General features: G+C 53.8%; 17 protein-coding genes. 6 read left to right on the forward strand and 11 right to left on the reverse strand.

Going from position 1 to position 20,322, the window contains the following annotated elements; translation table 11 throughout:
* Positions 1 to 224: 224 nt before the first annotated feature.
* Positions 225 to 1,532: a hypothetical protein gene (locus tag FAZ14_RS10415; protein WP_152446789.1), complete on the forward strand. Its 1,308-nt coding sequence runs from the start codon at positions 225 to 227 to the stop codon at positions 1,530 to 1,532.
* 357 nt (positions 1,533 to 1,889) lie between these two features.
* Here the strand turns inward: FAZ14_RS10415 and FAZ14_RS10420 are convergent, their stop codons facing one another.
* From FAZ14_RS10420 to FAZ14_RS10445, 6 genes are read right to left on the reverse strand one after another with little or no spacing between them, the layout of a single operon-like run.
* Positions 1,890 to 3,008 carry an alkylhydroperoxidase domain protein gene (locus tag FAZ14_RS10420; RefSeq protein WP_153508493.1) on the reverse strand — a complete coding sequence of 373 codons (1,119 nt, stop codon included), beginning with the start codon at positions 3,006 to 3,008 and terminating at the stop codon, positions 1,890 to 1,892.
* The gene (locus FAZ14_RS10425; RefSeq protein WP_016941599.1) at positions 3,005 to 4,045 is read right to left on the reverse strand and encodes a putative FMN-dependent luciferase-like monooxygenase; all 1,041 of its coding nucleotides are present in this window, start codon (positions 4,043 to 4,045) and stop codon (positions 3,005 to 3,007) included. The genes FAZ14_RS10420 and FAZ14_RS10425 overlap by 4 nt, the downstream gene beginning before the upstream one ends.
* A 27-nt stretch (positions 4,046 to 4,072) precedes the next feature.
* A complete protein-coding gene (locus FAZ14_RS10430) occupies positions 4,073 to 5,716 on the reverse strand; it encodes a dipeptide ABC transporter ATP-binding protein (protein ID WP_153508494.1) in 1,644 nt (547 codons plus the stop codon).
* Positions 5,713 to 6,573, reverse strand: coding sequence for an ABC transporter permease (locus FAZ14_RS10435; protein WP_153508495.1), 861 nt, complete (start codon positions 6,571 to 6,573; stop codon positions 5,713 to 5,715). Before FAZ14_RS10435 ends, FAZ14_RS10430 begins: the two co-directional genes overlap by 4 nt.
* 1 nt (position 6,574) lies before the next feature.
* Positions 6,575 to 7,516 carry an ABC transporter permease gene (locus tag FAZ14_RS10440; RefSeq protein ID WP_153508496.1) on the reverse strand — a complete coding sequence of 314 codons (942 nt, stop codon included), beginning with the start codon at positions 7,514 to 7,516 and terminating at the stop codon, positions 6,575 to 6,577.
* Positions 7,517 to 7,543: 27 nt separating this feature from the next.
* Complete coding sequence (locus FAZ14_RS10445) at positions 7,544 to 9,187, reverse strand: TIGR04028 family ABC transporter substrate-binding protein (protein ID WP_153508497.1); 1,644 nt, start codon at positions 9,185 to 9,187, stop codon at positions 7,544 to 7,546.
* A 329-nt stretch (positions 9,188 to 9,516) separates the two neighbouring features.
* Here FAZ14_RS10445 and FAZ14_RS10450 point away from each other — a divergent pair, with 329 nt between their 5' ends.
* Positions 9,517 to 9,768, forward strand: coding sequence for a YdgH/BhsA/McbA family protein (locus FAZ14_RS10450; RefSeq protein WP_012882788.1), 252 nt, complete (start codon positions 9,517 to 9,519; stop codon positions 9,766 to 9,768).
* A gap of 105 nt (positions 9,769 to 9,873) precedes the next feature.
* On the opposite strand, the gene FAZ14_RS10455 is transcribed toward FAZ14_RS10450, so the two are convergent.
* Positions 9,874 to 11,130, reverse strand: coding sequence for a valine--pyruvate transaminase (locus tag FAZ14_RS10455; protein ID WP_153508498.1), 1,257 nt, complete (start codon positions 11,128 to 11,130; stop codon positions 9,874 to 9,876).
* Positions 11,131 to 11,523: 393 nt separating this feature from the next.
* Here FAZ14_RS10455 and FAZ14_RS10460 point away from each other — a divergent pair, with 393 nt between their 5' ends.
* A complete protein-coding gene (locus FAZ14_RS10460) occupies positions 11,524 to 12,732 on the forward strand; it encodes an aldose 1-epimerase family protein (RefSeq protein WP_153508499.1) in 1,209 nt (402 codons plus the stop codon).
* Between the two features lie 66 nt (positions 12,733 to 12,798).
* Here FAZ14_RS10460 and ghrB read toward each other — a convergent pair whose 3' ends face one another.
* The 3 genes from ghrB to FAZ14_RS10475 form a co-directional block, all read right to left on the reverse strand.
* Positions 12,799 to 13,761, reverse strand: coding sequence for a glyoxylate/hydroxypyruvate reductase GhrB (gene ghrB / locus FAZ14_RS10465; protein ID WP_038926782.1), 963 nt, complete (start codon positions 13,759 to 13,761; stop codon positions 12,799 to 12,801).
* Positions 13,762 to 13,960: 199 nt separating this feature from the next.
* Positions 13,961 to 14,416, reverse strand: a complete 456-nt coding sequence (locus tag FAZ14_RS10470) for an N-acetyltransferase (protein ID WP_016941591.1) — start codon at positions 14,414 to 14,416, stop codon at positions 13,961 to 13,963.
* Entirely contained in the window at positions 14,413 to 14,973 is a 561-nt protein-coding gene (locus FAZ14_RS10475; protein WP_016941590.1) for a DNA-3-methyladenine glycosylase I, read from the reverse strand. The genes FAZ14_RS10470 and FAZ14_RS10475 overlap by 4 nt, the downstream gene beginning before the upstream one ends.
* A gap of 245 nt (positions 14,974 to 15,218) precedes the next feature.
* Between FAZ14_RS10475 and FAZ14_RS10480 the strand changes: the two genes are divergently transcribed.
* From FAZ14_RS10480 to glyS, 3 genes are all read left to right on the forward strand, one after another.
* Positions 15,219 to 16,025, forward strand: coding sequence for a sulfite exporter TauE/SafE family protein (locus tag FAZ14_RS10480; RefSeq protein WP_038926785.1), 807 nt, complete (start codon positions 15,219 to 15,221; stop codon positions 16,023 to 16,025).
* Positions 16,026 to 16,186: 161 nt separating this feature from the next.
* A complete protein-coding gene (glyQ, locus tag FAZ14_RS10485) occupies positions 16,187 to 17,101 on the forward strand; it encodes a glycine--tRNA ligase subunit alpha (protein WP_012882795.1) in 915 nt (304 codons plus the stop codon).
* Positions 17,102 to 17,110: 9 nt separating this feature from the next.
* Positions 17,111 to 19,180: a glycine--tRNA ligase subunit beta gene (glyS, locus tag FAZ14_RS10490; RefSeq protein WP_153508500.1), complete on the forward strand. Its 2,070-nt coding sequence runs from the start codon at positions 17,111 to 17,113 to the stop codon at positions 19,178 to 19,180.
* A gap of 79 nt (positions 19,181 to 19,259) precedes the next feature.
* Here the strand turns inward: glyS and FAZ14_RS10495 are convergent, their stop codons facing one another.
* Positions 19,260 to 20,255: a WaaS/CpsH family glycosyltransferase gene (locus FAZ14_RS10495; RefSeq protein ID WP_153508501.1), complete on the reverse strand. Its 996-nt coding sequence runs from the start codon at positions 20,253 to 20,255 to the stop codon at positions 19,260 to 19,262.
* Positions 20,256 to 20,322 lie beyond the last annotated feature (67 nt).

Below are 20,322 nucleotides of genomic sequence, written 5' to 3' on the forward strand. Positions count from 1 at the left end.
ACTTGTTACTTGTTACTTGTTACTTGTTACTTGTTACTTGTTACTTGTTACTTGTTACTTGTTACTTGTTACTTGTTTATTTTTATTGAACTTTTTTTAAATTAAATGCGATATTTGTCACAAAAGATTCTGTTGAATGAGTGTTGGTTTTTTAGGTGATGATGACTATCCGAATCTCCAGAGGGCATTTGAAGTCACCCAATTTATCTATGAGGAGGAGTTTGGTGAAAAAATGCTTAATGTTTGGCAACAATAGTGATTATATTTTAAATTTCTATAAAAAGATATTTCCATTTTGTGTAAGTCGGTTTGCACCCTATATTGGATTTATGATAATAACCATTGTTATGGCTAGATATAACAGGGAAGAGTTGGCTATTTTTAGTTATTTTACCGCTATGTTTGCACTTCCTATTACAATCCTCTCAATGCCTTTAGCTATGATTGGTAATCTGGTTACAAGTGGGCAGAGAGATGGAAAATCGGGTGGCGCTATATTCCTGTCTGGTATGCCACTGGCGACTATACTTTCAATGTCTGGTTTTTTTATATCGTGGGGAATTGGTAATTTTTTTCTGAATTTGTATGATAAAGAGTCTTATCTGGTATATATCTGTTGCGTTCCATTTTTGATATTTAATAATTATCTTTTTTTCTTTATTGAGAGTTTTATAAGTGGCGGATTTATTGCTAAAGTAAAGTTATTTCTTTCTTTACTTTCCTCCTTGTTAATCTCATTAATCTCTTTTTATTTGAATGATATGAAGGCAGTTTATGTTTTTTGGTCTTTTTTATTTATAGAAGTCTCATTTTTCTTTTTTTATGGTGGGATTCTTCTTTATAAGAAAATAGATTTTGAATTGAAAGATCTTAATTATAAGAGAACAACTAGTCAACTGATTAATTTTGGCTCACCCATAGCTATTGGTCTGGCCGGACAGAAGTTAGTCTATTTTCTTTTAACTCAAAGACTAATGGGGATTAATCCTTTATATGTTTCTGACCTTTCAGTGATAATGAGTGTTATAGGATTGATTAGTATTCCTGTTGGTGCATTTTCTCAGATACATAGCCTATTTATTAGTGAGAGGAAACTTCCAGAGCAATATGGTTTTTTCAAGGTTGGATTATTTTTAATACTTTTAATTTGTTTGATTACTATTTTGCTTCTCTCTGTTTTTATGAAAGAAGTTATGATGTTATATGGAAATAATGGATTTGTTAATAATGCCGCTGTATATATATCTATATTCTTGTTTTTTATTACATCATCTTATATGCAATTTGGTATGTCACATTTGAGGGCAATAAATGATACCCTTATTCCCCAGGGAGTTGCTAACATTGTTCTGATTATTATTTTCTTACCTATTATATGGATGCCATATTTTAGCAGTATGAATGTGCCCAGTTTCATTATTGTTCAGGCTGCTTGTCTTTTTATTATATGTATATTTTTATTCCTTAGGGTAAAGAGTAAGGCATTATCTCAAGGGGGCTGTCAGAATGGGTCTTTGGGGGGTAAAGTATAGATGAGGAGAGTTAAAAGATAAGTGAAGGCCGGATTAATCCTACAGTACACATCCAATAAACCTCAAGATGCAGGGTTGAGGTTTATTGGGTTTAGAAATAAATAACACCAATATCTTTAGTCGATATATTTCTCTCATCTTGGTTATCCAGGCGTATTCTTTTCCTTGTTGTTTGGATTACAGACAGTGAACAAAATTCTCACATACTGAAGTATGCTTCGGTTTATTCACTGTCTTTTCCTATTGTATCGAGTAATAGATTCTTCCGTTCAACGTATATGGCATACAGCCTGTATGCTGTTTGTGTCTGAATGGGCTGTAACAATGACGTTTATTTGGATCAGTTCTAAATCTGATTTACCGCCCCGGCCAGAACGGCTCGCCGAGCGTCAGCATCAACCGGTTGGCCCAGGCAAAAAACGCGGTGGACTGAATCAGGTCGAGAATCGCCAGCGTGTCCAACCCTTGTTCACGCAGGCGCGCCAGATCCTGTGCGTTGGCCTGCGATGGCGTGGTGGAGAGCCGGGCGGCGAAGGTGATGATCGCTTGCCAGCGGGGGTGCTGTCCGGCGGCAAGATCTTCCCCCGGTGGTACGTCAAGCAGGCGTTGTACGGCGTCATGCTGCTTAGACAGTTGGCTGGCTTTGCGGGCGTGTACCGAGGCGCAATAAATACAGCCGTTTACCTTGCTGACGACGGCGGCAGCCAGTTCCCGGTCCTGACGCGGTAGTCCGCCGGACGTATAGAAGATGCCCTTGTCGGTAAGTGTGCGTTGCTCCAGCACCGGTAGATTGCGGCCCAGCAAGCGGAAGTAGTCGGAATCGGTATGACCGAAACGCGCCAGAATGGCTTGCTCATCCGGGGTAAATTCCGCCAGCGGTTTGGCCGGGAGCCACGGTTCCCAGCCGAGTTCACCCTGTGTAAACGCATTCGGCGCGGTTTTGCCGCTGTTGGTCAGCGCCTGGGTATGCCAGTGACCGGCGGCGGCGGCGGGTGCAACGGGGGCCCGTTCTTCGGCGTGACCGGCCAGTAGTCGATAACCGTACAGCAAGCGGCTTTGAAAACTGACAAACGCGACCAGTTGCGACAGGGTGACGATGTCGTCTACTGCCCAACCCACTTGTTGCAGTGCCTGCAACGACCCCGGTTGTGCGGCGATGGGCTGTAATGCCAGACGTTCGGCATGTTCCAGCGCCAGGTCCAGCGCTGCACCGGGCGTCGGGGCCGGAAAATCCGCCAGCCGTTGGGCATAAAAGTGCTGTAAACGGGCGTTCTGATGCCAGCCGCTGACCTTTTCGGCGATGAAAAAGCGCAATGCCAGCGGTAACGTGTCGCTTGTCGTCTGGCTGAACAGCGCGTCGTAGCTGCCTTGCGTATGCCGGGTGGCGGCATCACGCGTCGCTCTGGCCTGCGCCAGCGGCGAATCCGGGGCAATTTCCGAAAGCGTATCCAATATATCGAATGTCGACTGTGTCATGCGACCTCCTGCCCGACCGGGCGGGTGTGTTTGTCTTTTACCGGCGACCAGCCCAGTGCGGGGGCAACCCGGGTGGCAATCAACTCCAGCGAGCGCAGAATATGGGCGTGTGGCGGGTCGATAGAATGCACCTGAAACGCCAAATCAGTGGTCCGCGCCAGCGAGCTGTCCGCCTGCAGTGAGGCGATGACGTCTTCCGGTGTGCCAACGTGGCTGTCGAATGAGGCGATCAGTTCTTCTACCGAGCCGTTACGTGCCGGACGGCCCAACTGGGCCAGCCGGGCGGCGGAACGTTGCAGCCCGGTTTGCGCCAGTTGCAGCGCCAGCGCCCGGTCATCGGCGACGAACACACTGCGCGAACCCATGATGCGCGGTGTGACGCCGGACGGCAGCGCCTCCAGATAGGCGTCGATCATCGGGTTTTGCAAGTCGGCCAGCGTGGCATCCGGGAAAGCCTCCGGGCGCGGTTGGGTACGGGACAGCATCAGCCCATCGCCGGCCCGACCGGCACGGATAGCGCCTTCCACGGAAAACGTGGCCTGCCATACACGGCTATTGAGATGCGCAGCGGCTGGATAAAGCTGATTGCCGTCGGCGCTCAGCGGCTCGCCCGCCCAGGCGGCGCGCACCTGTGCCAGATAGCGGCCCAGAATCTCGCCACGCTGTTCGCTGTTATGGCCGAACGCCGCGAACGATGACGGCGTGCCGCCGGAGCCGATGCCGACTTCCAACCGACCGTGACTGAGCAGGTCCAGTACGGCGGTATCTTCCGCCACCCGCAACGGGTGTTCCATCGGCAGGGTAATCACTCCGGTACCAAGCCGAATACGTTGGGTTTGCGCGGCGACTTGCGCCAGGAACACCAACGGTGACGGCAGGCCGCCTTCGTCGGCGTGAAAGTGATGCTGTGCCACCCAGGCACTGTCGAAGCCCAGTTGCTCAGCTTTGATGATTTGTTCGGCGGCTAAGCGGTAACGTTGCCCGGCGGGCACGTCATCCAGCAAGCGGGTGAAAAACCCCAGACGTTTTTGAGTCATGATTAAATCCTTGGTGTAGTGTGTCCCTTAAGAGACGTGGTGCTGACCGGGAATCGCATCGATCAGTTCCTGGGTATAACGTTCAGCCGGTTGGGCAAAAATGCGCTCTACTGGCCCGGACTCCACCTGTTTGCCGTGGTACAGCACGGAAACGGTATCGGCTATCTGCCGTACCACGGCGAGATCGTGGGAAATAAACAGGTAGGTCAGCCCCAGCGAGGCTTGTAACTCGTCCAACAGGCGCAGGATTTGCGCTTGTACGGTGACATCCAGCGCGGAGACCGCTTCGTCCAGCACCAGCACTTTCGGCTCCAGCACCAGCGCGCGAGCGATGGCGACCCGCTGACGCTGGCCGCCGGACAGTTCTGCCGGACGACGTTGCAGTAGCGAGGCAGGCAGCGCCACCCGCTCGAACATCTCATGAACCCGGCTGGCCCGTTCTGTGCGAGCGTGGCGGTTAAAGTTGCGCAGCGGTTCCTCCACGATATCGAATAACCGCTGCGACGGGTCGAGTGAGCTAAACGGATTTTGATAAACCAACTGAATGGTCTGACGGAACTGACGTAGCGCTTCGCCGCGCAGTTGCGTCATGTCGGTGCCGTCGATCAGAATGCGGCCAGCCGTTGGGCGCTGGAAGCCAAGAATCAGGCGCGCGGTAGTGGTCTTGCCGGAGCCGGACTCGCCGACAATGGCGTGTGTGGTGCCAGGGGCTACGCTAAACGACACCGTATCCACCGCCCTAAATCGCTGCTTATGGTCGCCCGCCAGCGGGAATTCCTGTACTAACTGTTCCACCTGTACCATCGGCTGACCGGTGGCAGGCTGGTTCACCGCCACACGTGATGGACGGTGAGTCAGCGAGGGGATGTTGGCCAGCAGGGTGCGGGCGTACTGGCTTTGCGGCGCACTCAGCACCTGTCGGGCTGGCCCCTGCTCCTGAATATAACCTTTCTGGAACACCAGCAGGCGGTCGGCACGCTCGGCGGCCACCCGGAGATCGTGGGTGACGAATAAAATGGCGGTGTTGTTCTCCCGGCGCAGTTCGTCCAGCAGGTCGAGAATGCGTTTTTGCACCGTGACATCCAACGCGCTGGTGGGTTCGTCGGCGATGATCAATGCCGGTTTCAAGGCGATGGCGATAGCGATCAGCACCCGCTGTTTCATGCCACCGGAGAGCTCGTGCGGGTACTGGCTGGCGCGCAGCTCCGGCCTGGTCAGCCCGACGCGCGTTAACAGTGTCAGCGTTTGCTGGCGCAGGCTATGGCGATCGCTTTTTTGGTGTAGCCGCAACATCTCATCCACCTGCTCGCCGATGGTTTTGACCGGGTTGAGCGAACTGCCGGGGTCTTGCGGCACCAGGCTGACCACCCGGCCACGAATGCTGTCCAGTCGTGACGGTGACCACCGGCTAATCTCTGTGCCATTAAGGCGAATGGCTCCACGAGTCAGGCGACCGTTGTGTGCCAGCAGGCCGATCACCGCTTGCGCGGTGGTGGTTTTGCCGGAGCCGGATTCTCCTACCAGCGCCACCACTTCACCGGGTTGAATGACGAAGGACACCCCTTCTACGACCGTGCGTTCACCGTCGTCATCACGGTAGGCGATAGCGACGTCTTCCAGCTCCAGCACCGGTGTGGCTGGGCTGTGTTGTAAACTGAGCGGCAGACTCATCGCGTTAGCCTCCGAATAGACTGGCTGATGCGGTTGGTCGCCAGCACCACCGCGACCACCAGCAGGCCGGGGAAGGTGGTCAGCCACCAGGCGGTGGCCAGATAATTACGGCCTTCGGCGATGAGCAATCCCCATTCCGGCGTTGGTGGTGGTGCGCCGTAGCCGAGAAAACTCAGCGTGGCGAGTGCCAGAATCGCGCTGCCGAATTGCAATGCGGCGAATGCCAGTACGCTGGTGAGCGAGTTAGGCAGAATGTGGCGCCACAGCACGCCAAAGAAGGTGCCGCCACTGCCAAACGCCGCTTCAACATAATCGCTGCGGCGCACGCGCAGCACTTCCGCACGCACCAGTCGGGTAAAATTCGCCACCGACGTCACGCCCACCGCGATAGCCGCATTCAGATTGCCGAACCCCAGCAGGATGATGACGCTCAGCGCCAGCAGCAAACCGGGAATAGCCAGTAGCACATCGACACTGCGCATCACCACGGTATCCAGCTTTCCACCTACCGCGCCTGCCAGCAGCCCCAGCAGACTGCCGAGTACCAGACCCAGCGATACGGCTACTACCGCGCCGGAGAGTGAGTGCACCGCCCCATAGACGATGCGGGTGTAGAGGTCTCGCCCCAGTTGGTCGGTACCTAGCAGGTACGCCCCACCCGGTGCCAGCCGTTGTGCACCCGGCACACCCTCAATCGGTGATGTATGGGTAAACAGGCCGGGGAACAGTGCCCACAGTGCCACGGTCAGTAGCACCAGCCAGGCGAGCACCAGACCGGGCTGCGTGGCATAACGGCGCAGACGTGGTGTCTTGCGCAGCAGCGGAAAGGTGATTTTTTCCAGTTGAATGCTCGCCATATCACACCTCCAATGCGGTTTTCAGCCGCGGATCAAGCAACGGGTAGAGCAGGTCGACCAGCAGGTTGACGACCACAAAGGCGGTGGCGGAAATCAGCACGATGGCCTGCAACACGCTGGCGTCCTGCGTGTTGACCGCTTCCTGCGTTAACTGCCCCAGCCCGCTGCGGCCAAATACGGTTTCAGTGATGAGTGCACCAGCGATTAACTCACCCAGTAGCAGACCTGCCAGCGTCAGCGCAGGCAGCACGGCGTTGCGCGCCACATGACGCCATAACACACTCTGGCGGCTCAGGCCTTTGGCGCGCGCCACTGCCACGAACGGTTGTGCCAGCACTTGATCGATGCTGCGCATCAATACTTGAGCAATCGGGGCGGCAATCGGTACGGAGAGTGTCAGGACTGGCAAAACCAGTCCTTCCCATTCGCCGGGGTTGATCACCGAAATCCAGCCCAGCCGGAAGGAAAACACCTGAATCAATACGATGCCGAGCCAAAACGTGGGGATGGATATCAGCAGCGACGGTACGGACTGAAAGAGCTGGCGCAGCCAGGTGAATGGGGCCAGCGCTGAGAGAAACGCCAGCGTGATCGCCAGCAGCAACGCCACGCTGAACCCCAGCACTGCCAGCAGCAAGGTGGGGGGCAGGTTGGTTGCCAGTAAGTCGCTGACGGGCAACCCAGCCTGCAATGACAGCCCGAAATCGCCGTGCAGCAGGCGTGACAGTGACGCTGCATATTGGGTCAGCAACGGCACATCAGCACCGTAGGCCAGCCGTAGTTGCGCGATTTGGCTGGCGCTGAGCCCCAGCTCCGGGTTCATGAATTTGATCAGCACTGCATCACCCGGCAGTGCCTGTAGCAGCATGAACGACAAGGTAAATGCTGCCCACAGCACCAGCAGTGCATGTCCGAGGCGTGTTGCCAGATACGCTATGCGCATATTTTGCCCTCCGTCGCCGATGCCCGGTTACTTATCCAGCCAGGTGTTGTAGAAACTGGGGCGGCCCACCGCCTCAAAGCCTACGCCTTTCGTGCTGGCGCGACCGGCGAACACCTGCGGCTCTTCAAAAATCGGAATCACGTATGCCTTATCGATCAGGTAGTTCTGTACTTCGTCGACCAGCTCCAGCCGTTTGTTGCGGTCGGTCGCGGAGGCGATGCCATCCAACAGGGTATTAAGGTGGGTGTCTTCAAAGGTTTGTACCTTGTCGCTGGCCCCACCCTTTTGCAGCAGCAGATTGCGCAAGGTGGGGTAATACTGGCTTTTCAGCACATCCGGGTCCGCCCGGCCTACCATGCCCGGCGATACACCGGTTTTCAGTGGGTCGAGGCTGTCGACGGTTTTAGTGCCCGCATCGCCTGCCAGTACGTTCAATTTCACGCCCACTTTGGCCCACTGCTGCGCTACCAGTTGCAACATCTCTTTGTTCTGCGGCTGTGGCGGCGATTCGTAGGCGGTTAACACCAGCGATTGGCCGTCTTTCTGTCGAACGCCCTGCGCACCGATTTTCCAGCCCGCGTCGTCCAGCAGACGGGCGGCGGCGGCTGGGTCGAACGTCAGCTTATCGGACAGGTTGATGTAACCGGCGGCGGTTTTCGCCAGTACCGACGTGGCTTGTGGGTAGTTATTGGAATACAGCGTCTGGATGATTTCTTTCGGGTTGGTGGCGTCACTCAGCGCCTGACGCACGCGGATATCCGCTACCAACGGGTTATCCGGGCGGAAGTTGATACTGTTATTCACCCCGCGGGTTGGGGCGGCGTAGATCCGAATACCCTCACTCTGCACCCGTTGTTCGTCATAGGCCTGAATTTGACGGATAAAATCCGCCTGCCCGGAGACCAGTGCACCAATGCGCACACTGTCTTCCGGTGTTACCAGATAGGTGATGCCATCCAGATAAGGGCGGCCCTGATGGGCAAAATTCACCGGTGCCCAGTGGTAATCCTTACGTGCCACCAGTTTCAGTTCGCGCCCCGGTTTTTCACTGCTGACCACAAATGGGCCGGAACCGATGATGTGGGTCGCATCGCCTAACTGGTTGAAATTACGGGCCAGCGTACTCAGCGACACCAGACCGGAGCCGATAGCGGAGGTGCCTTGCAGGAAACCGGGCGACGGTTTTTTGAAGTAGAACTTCACCGTCAGCGGGTCGATCACTTCGCTGCGCTGGTAGTTGTTGATGACTTCGGAAATCGGCTGGTTGAGTTCTTTGTTGCCCAGCCCATAGGTGTCGAAATTTTTAGCGACGGCGTTGGCATCCAGCGGTGTGCCGTCAGAGAAGGTGACGCCAGGGCGTAACCGGAATGTGTATTCGGTGCTGTCGGCGTTAACGGTCCAGGATTCTGCAATCCAGGGTTCGATGTCCAACGTTTCCGGGTTCTGATACGTCAGCTTATCGGTAATTTGGTTGAGGATACCGCCATTAGGATAAAAACCACCTGCGGGTGGATACAAATTGGTATGCGGTTGTTGTTCCAGATAGATCAAGATGCCGCCGGTTTTTGGTGCAACGTCGGCGGCCACCGCCTGTGCGCCATTTCCCAGTAGTGCGAATGAAACAAGCAGACCCATTCCCCGCTTCTGTTGAGCGTTCAAGAAACCAAACATGGTTTTTTCCTTTTAGTTATCAGAGTGATACCAGCCACTATGCAGATGACGTCAGGGCTGGAAAAAGGCTGTCATATGAAAGGGATACTTCCACAGGCATGGCAAAACCACAAAGTACAAAACCGGCAATGAATATCTGCTTTTGGGGTAAGTCAAGGCGGGCAGGCGAAGGGCGAACGCGACGCTTTTTTATTTCATAAAATTTGAATGATATCTGCAAATAAACCCGTTTTTAACGAGCTGATAACAGGTCTATTATCACTTTCATCGAAGGCAATAACGCCTCCAGTAAAGAACATTAACCGAATACACTGTGAAGGATATCAACCATGAATGCCATCAAAAATATTGCTGTAGTTATCGCACTGGCTACCGTTTCTTTCGGCTCTTTCGCTGCGACTGAAGTACAGCAGTCTGCCAGCCAGTCTGTCGGTTCTGTCAGCGCCACGGCGAATACGCTGGACGGCCTGCAGGCTAAGCTGTCTGAAAAAGCGGATGCTGCCGGTGCCAAATCGTTCCGCATCATCTCTGCCACCAGCAGCGATAACCAGTTGCAAGGCGTCGCTGAGCTGTACAACTGATAGCGAGGGATATCACACCGATATCACGCGTAACGAGAACCGCCTTTGTAAACTGCACCCTAAAAGTTGGATACCCAACTTAGTAAGGTGCGGTTTTTTTGCGTGTCAGACGCCGCCTTCTTGCCGCGCCCGCTCCACCTCTTCGGCCAGAATAGCAACACCTTGCTCGATTTTTTCCGGCTCCGGCACGTAGTTCATGCGCAGGCACTGGTGAGCGTGCGGCCATTCCTGTTCCAGACCGGGGAAGAAGTAATGACCCGGCACCATCAGTACGCCGCGTTGCTTCAGCCGCTGGTACAGCACCTCGGTAGTGATGGGCAAGTCTTTGAACCACAGCCACAGGAAAATCGCACCTTCTGGTTTGTGAATCAGACACACTTCTGGCGGCAGATAACGACGAATAATGGCGATGGTCTGCTCCACCCGCTGGCGGTAGAACGGCCTGACCACATCGTTGGACAGCCGCAGCAGATCACCACGCTGGATCATCTCATGTGCCAGCGCCGGGCCAATAGAGCCGGGTGCCAGGCTGACAATACCGTTCATGTTGCCGAGCGCTTCGATCACCTGCTCAGAACCGATCACGATACCGCAGCGGGAACCGGGCAAGCCCAGCTTGGACAGGCTCATGCACAGAATAATGTTCGGATTCCACAGCGGTGTGGCATCGCTGAAGATGATACCGGGGAATGGCACGCCGTAAGCGTTGTCGATCACCAGCGGAATCTGGTGTTCACGGGCCAGTGCATCCAGATGCTGCACTTCGTCGTCGGTGAGCACATTGCCGGTCGGGTTGGTCGGCCGGGAAACGCAAATCATGCCGATATCATCGGTGATGTGCAGTTGCTCGAAGTCAACGTGGTATTTGAATTGCCCTTCCGCTAACAGCTCAATCTGCGGGCGAACAGAGACAAACATGTCCTCATCCAGCCCGGAATCAGCATAACCGATGTACTCCGGTGCCAGCGGAAACAGCACCCGGCGATGTTGCCCCTCATCAGTACGACCGGCAAACAGATTGAACAGGTAGAAAAATGCGCTCTGGCTGCCATTAGTCAGTGCAATATTCTGTGGTCCAATCTCCCAGCCAAACTGTTCACGCAGCAGATTGGAGAGCGAATGCAGCAACACATCTTTGCCCTGCGGGCCATCGTAGTTGCACAGCGCATCGGTCAATTTTCCTTGATCCAACAGATCACGACACAATTGCTGAAAATAGTCGTCCATTGCCGGAATATGGGCCGGGTTGCCGCCACCGAGCATGATGGCACCTGGGGTGCGTAACCCGTCGTTCAGGTCATCCATCAGTTGGGTAATACCAGCATGACGGGTAAATTTGTTGCCAAAACGGGAAAAGTTCATAATTTGTCAATAAAGGGTGAAGCACAGGTTAACCGACACCTTAGCGTGTGCCTCGGGGTGGTGCAATCATGGTGGAAATATCATCACCCTGTTTTTATCCATATATTTTTGTTATGTCAGAGTATTCATCTGCTGAACGCGTTTTCTGCTTCAGCATGTTCACGTCTGTTAGGCACTAAATGCTGAACGTGCGTCAGCTTTTAACTGATCACGATCGCGTTTTTCATGCAATATCATTAGGTATTCTTAATTAAAGTGTGATTTATTTTGCAAATATGTTGTGAAAAAAAAGCAGGTAATCATCTGGTGATAGCAATCACATTCTCCTGTCAGCTGGATTTGTAGTCTTTTAGCTTCACGGGCTTAATCAATTCAGCTAAAAGGATGTATGGAATGAAAAATGTACTGGCAATGAGTATCGCTTTGGCGCTGGTTTCCTGGCAGGCATCGGCTCAAACCTTTGTGCTTACAGACGTTGAAAGCAGCACCGAAAAGGGAAACTGGCAGATCAGCAGCGATGCGCTGAAGATTAAGGATCAGCACTTCAGCATCGAACAAAAGGTACTGCACGGCGGACGCCAGGAAGGCAGCAAGATTCTGACTATCACCAGTCCCAACGGACTGCAAATTACCCTGAGTCCGACCCGCGGCATGGATTTACTGCATGTCACCGGTAAAAACATCCGGCTGGGCTGGGATTCTCCGGTGGATGAAGTGGTCAACCCGAATACGATTACCCTGGAAAGCCGCAATGGACTGGGCTGGCTGGAAGGTTTCAATGAGATGATGGTGCGCTGCGGCTATGAGTGGACCGGACATCCGGTCACCAGCGACGGCATGATCTATACCCTGCACGGCCGTGCCGGCAATACGCCGGCGTCGAAAGTGATTGTGGATGTCAGCGATAAAGCGCCTTACACCATCACGGTGCGTGGCTTGCTCAAGGAAAACAGCTTTAAGAAATCCAACCTCGAAACCTGGACTGAACTGCGCTACGTGCCGGGGAGCGAGTCGTTTACCATTCATGACGTGCTGACCAATAAGTCAGATTACGCGCGTGATTACCAGATCATCTATCACAGCAATTTCGGCACCCCGATTCTGGAAGAAGGGGCACGTTTCCTGGCACCCGTGAAAGAGATTTCGCCGTTTAATGACTACGCCAGGGCCGGTCTGAAAAGCTGGCAGACGTATAAAGGCCCGACTAAAGGCTTCGACGAAATGGTGTTCAACATGACGCCTTACGCGGATAAAGAGGGCAAAACACTGGCCGCGCTGGTTAATCGCGCAGGCGACAAAGGGGTTTCCATCGCCTTTGATACCCATCAGTTGCCGTTGCTGACGCTGTGGAAAAACACCGACACCCAGAAACAGGGTTATGTCACCGGCATCGAGCCTGGCACCAGCTACGCCTATCCGGTCACCATTGAACGCCAGCAAGGGCGTGTGAAGAAGCTACAACCCGGCCAGAGCACCACGTTCGAGCTGACTTACAGCTTGTTGAGCAGCCCGGCGGCAGTACAACAAACCGAACAGAAAGTGAAAGCGATTCAGGGTGATCGCACCACCACGCTGACCGAAAAACCGATCGCGGTGGAGTAATCGCTCTTCGCGTGAAAATCCTCCTTCCCGATGTCGGGAAGGAGGGATCTCAATCTGCGTGCTGAACTACTTCAGCACGTCCGGATTGACGCAGTTTTCTTTAACGTCGCCACTGAGCGCGGCTATCAGGTTATCTACCGCGCAGGCCGCCATGTTGTAGCGGGTTTCATGGGTGGCGGAGCCGATGTGCGGCAGTGCAACCACATTGGGCAGCTTCAGCAGTGGTGAGTCTACCGATAGCGGTTCTTTCTCGAACACATCCAGACCAGCGGCGTGCAGGGTGCCGTCGGTCAATGCCTCAATCAGCGCCTGCTCATCCACCACCGGGCCGCGGCCAATGTTGATCAGAATGGCGCTGGATTTCATTTTCGCCAGCTGTGCCTTGCCAATCAGATGGTGGGTTTCCGGCGTCAGCGGCAGGGTAATACACAGAAAATCGGATTCCGCCAGCAGGGTGTCGAGGTCGCAGTGACGGGCGTTGAAGCGGGTTTCTGCCGCGTCATGACGGCGACGGGCGTTGTAGAGCACCGGCATGCTAAAACCGAAGTGCGCCCGCTGAGCCACCGCCAGACCGATACGCCCCATGCCCAGAATACCAATGGTTTTGTGGTGAACATCAATGCCAAACCAATCTTCACCGATGTTGCGCGTCCATTCACCGGCTTTCACACGCTCGGCGGATTTCAACGCCTGGCGCGCCGTCATCAGCATCAAGGTCATGACGGTATCCGCCACCGTTTCTGTCAGGACAGTCGGCGTATGCATCAGCAACGCTTTTTTGTCATTTAACGCCGCAACGTCAATGTTGTCGTAACCCACCGACACGGTAGAAACCGCCCGTAGTTTTGGCAGGTGGGACAGGTATTCCCGGCTGACGGTGTGTCCGGCCCCAATCAACCCTTCAGCACGCGCCAGTAACGGGTGGTCGATGGGAGGCAGGCCATCAAAAACCGAAACACTCGCGTGTTGCTCCAGTTTTTGGCGTAAATCGTCAGGGATCTTCTTGTAGAGGATGACTTCAGGTTTCATCAGTTCACTCCGGCTGATTGAGGCGATTGTCTGACTAAAACGACAGTTATTTTTGAACGCAGGTCAGCCTGTTAGCTTCGCATATCAAGGGCAGGCCTTTGCCGTAATAATGCCTAAAAACGTTTGGGCGATTTAATGAAATATCATGATAAACAATCGGATGGTACTTGTTATTTCTTCCCGGCGGCCTGAAACGTGGTCAGGGTGTCACGGCGGCGAGCAACGCCTGATCCTGCCAGTGCATAACCAGCAAGTGTGACTGGGTTTCATGCTGATAACTTTCCTGCACGGTCGTAAACCCTTGTTTGCGATAAAAGGCGCAGGCGCGGTGGTTCTGCTGATACACCTCCAGACTGAGCACCGGGAAGCGATGCTGAATATGCTGCATCAGCGCCGCGCCCACGCCCTGACCATACAGGCTGTGGTGAACAAACAGCGCGCCGACAAAGCGCTGATCCATCACGCTGATAAAACCGCCGATGCCCTGAGCATGCTCATAAATCCAGGTTTGTGAGTGGGGGATATAATGCCCGCGAACCAGCTCTTCACTTTCCTGCCAATAGTGCGCCGGGATAAAGGGGTGCGCCAGCGTGGTACTTTCCCGCCATAGTGCGACCAGCGCGTCCAGGTCTTGTGGCCGATAAGGTCGAATCACAACGCCTCCGGATGACAGCAACAGTCGGTGGTATGGTCGTTTACCAGCCCGGCAGCCTGCATAAAGGCGTAACAGATGGTGGAGCCGATGAATGTGAAGCCGCGTTTTTTCAACGCTTTCGACATGGCATCCGACACAGCGGTTTTTGCCGGAACATCAGCCAGCGATGTCGGGTTATTGATGACCGGCTGATGGTTAACGAAGGACCAGATAAACGTGGCAAAGTCGTCCCCTTGCTGCTGCATTGCCAGCCAGGCGCGGGCATTGCGGATAATGGCTTCAATTTTTCCGCGGTGGCGAATGATGCCCGGGTCCAGTACCAGCCGGTTCACATCGTCATCAGTCATGGCTGCTACCCGGTACGGATCGAATCCGTGGAAACAACGGCGGTAGTGCTCGCGTTTTTTGAGCACGGTTATCCACGACAACCCGGCTTGCTGGCCTTCCAGACACAGCAGTTCAAACAGCGCGCGGCTATCGGTACAGGGGGTTCCCCACTCGTTATCGTGATAATCCTGATACAGCGTATCCTGCGTGACCCAGCCACAGCGTGCCATCCTCTTCTCCTTACTCCCAGTGGTTATTTGCCGATGAGTGTTATTTAGCAACATTGTTAGCGGCATTGTTATTCACCCGCGTTGTTGGTATTGATGATGGTCGATTTCAGCGGACCAACCGGATCATCAGCCTAAGCGTGATGTGATGCAACCCTGACCTGACAAGGCAATGTGTGACACGGCGCGGGAATCACACCAAAAACGACAAGCGCAAAACGACAATTAATAAGCGACAAGGGGCGATAATGGGGATTGAGTGGATACTGGCCTATCTGGCGCTGGGAGCCGTGGTGGGATTTATGGCCGGATTACTGGGAATAGGCGGTGGCGGCATCATGGTGCCGGTGCTGACCGCGTTGTTCGCCGCACAAGGTGTGGAGAAAACGCATTTGGTGCATCTGGCGTTGGGAACCTCGATGGCGGCGATTGTGATCACCGCTATCTCCAGTCTGCGCACCCACCATCAACATCAGGCGGTGATGTGGCCGGTGGTATGGCGCATCACACCCGCGATTTTACTGGGAACCTTCGCCGCTACCTGGCTGGCGGCGTTATTGCCAACCCGTGCGCTGGCAATCTTCTTTTCCTGTTTTATGGCATATGTCTCGCTGCAAATGGTGTTGAACATCAAGCCAAAACCTCACCGCCAGTTACCGGGCGTGACCGGCATGTCGCTGGCCGGGCTGACTATCGGCGGTATTTCCGCACTGGTCGCCATTGGCGGTGGCTCGCTCACCGTGCCGTTTCTGACCTGGTGTAATGTACGTATCCAGCAGGCTATCGGCACCTCGGCGGCGGTAGGTTTACCGATCGCGCTCTCTGGCGCGCTGGGCTACATGATTAACGGCTGGTCTGCGACCGGCTTGCCCGCGTTCAGCGTGGGTTATGTTTCGTTACCGGCGGTGGCGCTCATCTCGGCGGTCAGCTTCTTCACCGCGCCGGTAGGCGCACGTTTAGCGCATCGCTTGCCGGTCGCGACGCTAAAGAAAGCGTTTGCCGGGTTGTTGCTGCTGTTGAGCCTGAAAATGCTACATACCGTATTTACCGGTTGATCGTTACCCGAAACAGGAAGGAAAAGGCGGCGATAATGCTATGTCACTGAAAATGTCGCCGTCACTGAAGTTGTTGCCGCATTCTGGCTGTATATCTTGCACTCAGAGGGTATACTGGCGGCTTCATTGTAAAAACCACTTGTATCGCGTGCGAATCCAACATGCAAAAGTTTGATACCAAGACCTTTCAGGGCCTGATCCTGACATTACAGGATTACTGGTCGCGTCAGGGCTGCACCATTGTCCAACCGCTGGACATGGAAGTCGGTGCCGGCACTTCTCACCCTATGACCTGCCTGCGTGCGCTTGGCCCGGAGCCTATCGCCGCCGCTTATGTGCAGCCGTCCCGCCGACCGACCGACGGTCGCTACGGTGAGAACCCCAACCGCCTGCAACATTACTACCAGTTTCAGGTGATCATTAAGCCGTCGCCGGACAATATTCAGGAACTGTACCTCGGTTCGCTGAAAGAGCTGGGGATGGACCCGACCATCCACGACATCCGTTTCGTGGAAGATAACTGGGAAAACCCGACGCTGGGTGCCTGGGGTCTGGGCTGGGAAGTGTGGCTGAACGGGATGGAAGTCACCCAGTTCACCTATTTCCAGCAGGTAGGGGGGCTGGAGTGTAAACCGGTGACCGGCGAGATAACCTACGGCCTGGAACGTCTGGCGATGTACATTCAGGGCGTGGACAGCGTCTACGATCTGGTGTGGAGCGACGGCCCGCTGGGTAAAACCACCTACGGCGACGTGTTCCATCAAAACGAAGTGGAGCAATCGACTTATAACTTCGAATACGCCGATGTGGATTTCCTGTTTACCTGCTTCGAGCAGTATGAAAAAGAAGCCCAGCAGTTGCTGGCGTTGGAAAAACCGCTGCCGCTGCCTGCTTACGAGCGCATTTTGAAAGCCGCCCACAGCTTCAACCTGTTGGACGCGCGCAAAGCCATTTCCGTGACCGAACGTCAGCGTTACATCCTGCGGATCCGTACCCTGACCAAAGCGGTGGCGGAAGCCTATTATGCCTCTCGTGAGGCACTGGGCTTCCCGATGTGCAATCGTAAACAGAGCTGAGAGGCAGCGATGACAGATAAGACATTTTTGGTGGAAATCGGCACCGAAGAGCTGCCACCGAAGGCTTTGCGTACCCTGGCGGAATCTTTTGCCGCCAATTTTACCGCTGAACTGGACGCCGCCGGGCTGGGTTACCAGTCGGTCGATTGGTTCGCGGCCCCGCGCCGTCTGGCACTGAAAGTGGCCGGTTTAAGCGCGTCCCAGCCGGACAGGGAAGTAGAAAAACGTGGACCAGCCATCGCGCAGGCGTTTGACGCCTCCGGCAACCCGACCAAAGCCGCAGAAGGCTGGGCACGCGGTTGCGGCATCACCGTCGAGCAGGCCGAGCGCCTGACCACCGACAAAGGCGAGTGGCTGTTATTCCGCGCACACGTGAAGGGCGAAGCAGCACAAACGCTGCTGCCGGGCATGGTCAGCACTGCGCTGGCGAAGTTGCCGATCCCGAAACTGATGCGCTGGGGCGATAACGACACCCAGTTTGTGCGTCCGGTGCATACCGTGACCCTGTTGCTGGGTGATGAACTGATCCCCGGCACTGTGCTGGGCATTGATTCTGCCCGTACCATCCGTGGTCACCGCTTTATGGGTGAGCCGGAATTCACGATTGATAACGCTGACCAGTACCCGCAGATTTTGCAGGAACGTGGCAAGGTCATCGCCGATTACGACGCGCGTAAAGCCAAAATCAAGGCTGATGCCGAAGAAGCGGCACGCAAGATTGGCGGCAATGCTGATCTGAGCGACAGCCTGCTGGAAGAAGTCACGTCGTTGGTGGAATGGCCGGTGGTGCTGACCGCCAAATTTGAAGAGAAATTCCTGGCGGTACCGGCGGAAGCGCTGGTGTACACCATGAAAGGCGACCAGAAATACTTCCCGGTTTATGACAACAGCGGCAAGCTGCTGCCGAATTTCATTTTCGTCGCCAACATTGAATCGAAAGACCCGCAGCAGATCATCGCCGGTAACGAGAAGGTGGTACGCCCGCGTCTGGCTGACGCCGAGTTCTTCTTCAATACCGACCGTAAAAAACGTCTGGAAGATCATCTGCCGCGTCTGGAAACCGTGTTGTTCCAGCAACAGTTGGGGACGTTGCGTGATAAGACCGACCGTATCGCCGCACTAACCGGCTGGGTGGCTGAGCAGATCGGTGCTGATGTCAATCACGCCAAACGTGCGGGCCTGCTGTCCAAATGCGACCTGATGACCAATATGGTGTTTGAATTCACCGATACTCAGGGTGTGATGGGGATGCACTATGCCCGTCACGACGGTGAAGCTGAAGATGTGGCTGTCGCGCTAAACGAGCAGTACCAGCCGCGTTTTGCTGGCGATGAACTGCCGTCCTCACTGGTCGCTTGCGCGCTGGCGATTGCCGATAAAATGGATACCCTGGCGGGTATTTTTGGCATCGGTCAGCACCCGAAAGGCGATAAAGACCCGTTCGCACTGCGCCGTGCGGCGTTGGGTGTGTTGCGCATCATCGTGGAAAAACGCCTGCCGCTGGACTTGCAAACCCTGACGGAAGAAGCGGTACGCCTGTACGGTGACAAGCTGACTAACGCCAATGTGGTCGACGATGTCATCGAGTTCATGCTGGGTCGCTTCCGTGCCTGGTATCAGGAAGAAGGCCACAGTGTCGACACCATTCAGGCGGTGCTGGCGCGTCGTCCGACTCGCCCGGCAGATTTCGATGCTCGCGTGAAAGCGGTGAGTCATTTCCGCACACTGGAGCAAGCCGAAGCACTGGCCGCTGCTAACAAGCGTGTCTCCAACATTTTGGCGAAGTCTACCGAAACGCTGAACGACAGTGTGCAGGCCGCATTGCTCAAAGAGAAGGAAGAGATTCAGCTGGCGACCTATGTTACCGCGCTGACCAGCAAGCTGGCACCGTGGTTTGCCGAAGGGCGTTATCAGGAAGCGTTAGCGGAACTGGCTCAGTTGCGTGAGTCAGTCGATAACTTCTTTGATAAGGTGATGGTCAACGCTGATGACGCGCAGGTGCGTATCAACCGTCTGACGCTACTCAACGAACTGCGTAATCTGTTCCTGAAAGTAGCGGATATTTCAGTGTTGCAGTAATTGCCCGGATAAATCAGCGCAGAGCGCGCTGTGTATGCAAAAGCCTCCTTTGTGGAGGCTTTTTTGTCATTGGGTATTGTTAAAGGTGTCTGGCGTTATCTGATATTTCCTGAATAACTTTTTCTACCCATGAACATAGCGTGTACTGATGGTAGATAGGTTCCGGTACGGGTTGGTAAGGGGTATGGATAAAACCTTGGGGAAGGTATCCATCCTGATCCAGCACACATACATTCTGTGGGTTATAAAAATCGTAGCTGGTGATGTGTGGATTCGTCGTAATCAACTTACGCTGATAAGCCATCGATTCATAGGCACGAAACGATAGCCCTGTCTGTTGGCCTTGAAGAATATCTAAAATTGCCCGAGAGTGGCTAATTTCATGGGCTAATTCAGCACCCAGTAGTAATTTTTTTGAGGTTTTTATTCTGTCGTCTTTTATATATTCTGGATTTCCTGATCCCCCAATATAAAAAATAATATTGGATTTAAGATTGGGATTTTTATCAAGAAAATGGGTGACTTGCTGGTATCTCTCCGGCGTGAAGCTCATAATAGAGAAAATATCGTACTCGCACGCCTGATAAGGAATCGAGCTTTTCCATGCAGGATCAATGTAATTGGTGATTTTGGTGAAGTGAAATTGCTCACAATCTTCACTATCGAAACTGAGTATGTGATCGAATTGATTCAGATACAAACCATTTTCTGGGGCTTTTTTCAAACCGTCCCATAATGTGGCGACAAGCTTTCTACCATGCCGGCGCAATATTGACAGGTGTTGTTCATTGAACAGGTTAGGTTCCGTCATAATAATGGCATCGAATGGCTCTCTGCCAATAAAGAAATTGTGTAAACTCAGTTTTATTTGATTATCAATAACAAGGTTTTTGTAGATTTTACCGGTTATCGTTTCGTAGGTTTGCGCAATGGATTCATGGTGTGAATCAAAATAGCTAAATGTTGACAGATCACAATGATCAATATGGATAACGTCGTGCCCCTGGCGTTTCATCTCTGTCACGATTGGTGTGGCTAAATTAGCCCAATCCGGGCAAATAAATAACAAACGCATAATGCCGCTATCCTCGGGGTAATTATTTATGGCTCGAGCTGAAGCTCAAACGTTGGAAAATATAGCA

The sequence above is a fragment of the Dickeya oryzae genome (assembly GCF_009372235.1).
Classification (GTDB): Bacteria; Pseudomonadota; Gammaproteobacteria; order Enterobacterales; family Enterobacteriaceae; genus Dickeya; species Dickeya oryzae.

Excerpts from the sequence above, each read along its gene's own strand:
- FAZ14_RS10420 (WP_153508493.1), bottom strand. The coding sequence starts at position 3,008 with ATGACACAGTCGACATTCGATATATTGGATACGCTTTCGGAAATTGCC.
- FAZ14_RS10425 (WP_016941599.1), bottom strand. The coding sequence starts at position 4,045 with ATGACTCAAAAACGTCTGGGGTTTTTCACCCGCTTGCTGGATGACGTG.
- FAZ14_RS10430 (WP_153508494.1), bottom strand. The coding sequence starts at position 5,716 with ATGAGTCTGCCGCTCAGTTTACAACACAGCCCAGCCACACCGGTGCTG.
- FAZ14_RS10435 (WP_153508495.1), bottom strand. The coding sequence starts at position 6,573 with ATGGCGAGCATTCAACTGGAAAAAATCACCTTTCCGCTGCTGCGCAAG.
- FAZ14_RS10440 (WP_153508496.1), bottom strand. The coding sequence starts at position 7,516 with ATGCGCATAGCGTATCTGGCAACACGCCTCGGACATGCACTGCTGGTG.
- FAZ14_RS10445 (WP_153508497.1), bottom strand. The coding sequence starts at position 9,187 with ATGTTTGGTTTCTTGAACGCTCAACAGAAGCGGGGAATGGGTCTGCTT.
- FAZ14_RS10450 (WP_012882788.1), top strand. The coding sequence starts at position 9,517 with ATGAATGCCATCAAAAATATTGCTGTAGTTATCGCACTGGCTACCGTT.
- FAZ14_RS10455 (WP_153508498.1), bottom strand. The coding sequence starts at position 11,130 with ATGAACTTTTCCCGTTTTGGCAACAAATTTACCCGTCATGCTGGTATT.
- FAZ14_RS10460 (WP_153508499.1), top strand. The coding sequence starts at position 11,524 with ATGAAAAATGTACTGGCAATGAGTATCGCTTTGGCGCTGGTTTCCTGG.
- ghrB (WP_038926782.1), bottom strand. The coding sequence starts at position 13,761 with ATGAAACCTGAAGTCATCCTCTACAAGAAGATCCCTGACGATTTACGC.
- FAZ14_RS10475 (WP_016941590.1), bottom strand. The coding sequence starts at position 14,973 with ATGGCACGCTGTGGCTGGGTCACGCAGGATACGCTGTATCAGGATTAT.
- FAZ14_RS10480 (WP_038926785.1), top strand. The coding sequence starts at position 15,219 with ATGGGGATTGAGTGGATACTGGCCTATCTGGCGCTGGGAGCCGTGGTG.
- glyQ (WP_012882795.1), top strand. The coding sequence starts at position 16,187 with ATGCAAAAGTTTGATACCAAGACCTTTCAGGGCCTGATCCTGACATTA.
- glyS (WP_153508500.1), top strand. The coding sequence starts at position 17,111 with ATGACAGATAAGACATTTTTGGTGGAAATCGGCACCGAAGAGCTGCCA.
- FAZ14_RS10495 (WP_153508501.1), bottom strand. The coding sequence starts at position 20,255 with ATGCGTTTGTTATTTATTTGCCCGGATTGGGCTAATTTAGCCACACCA.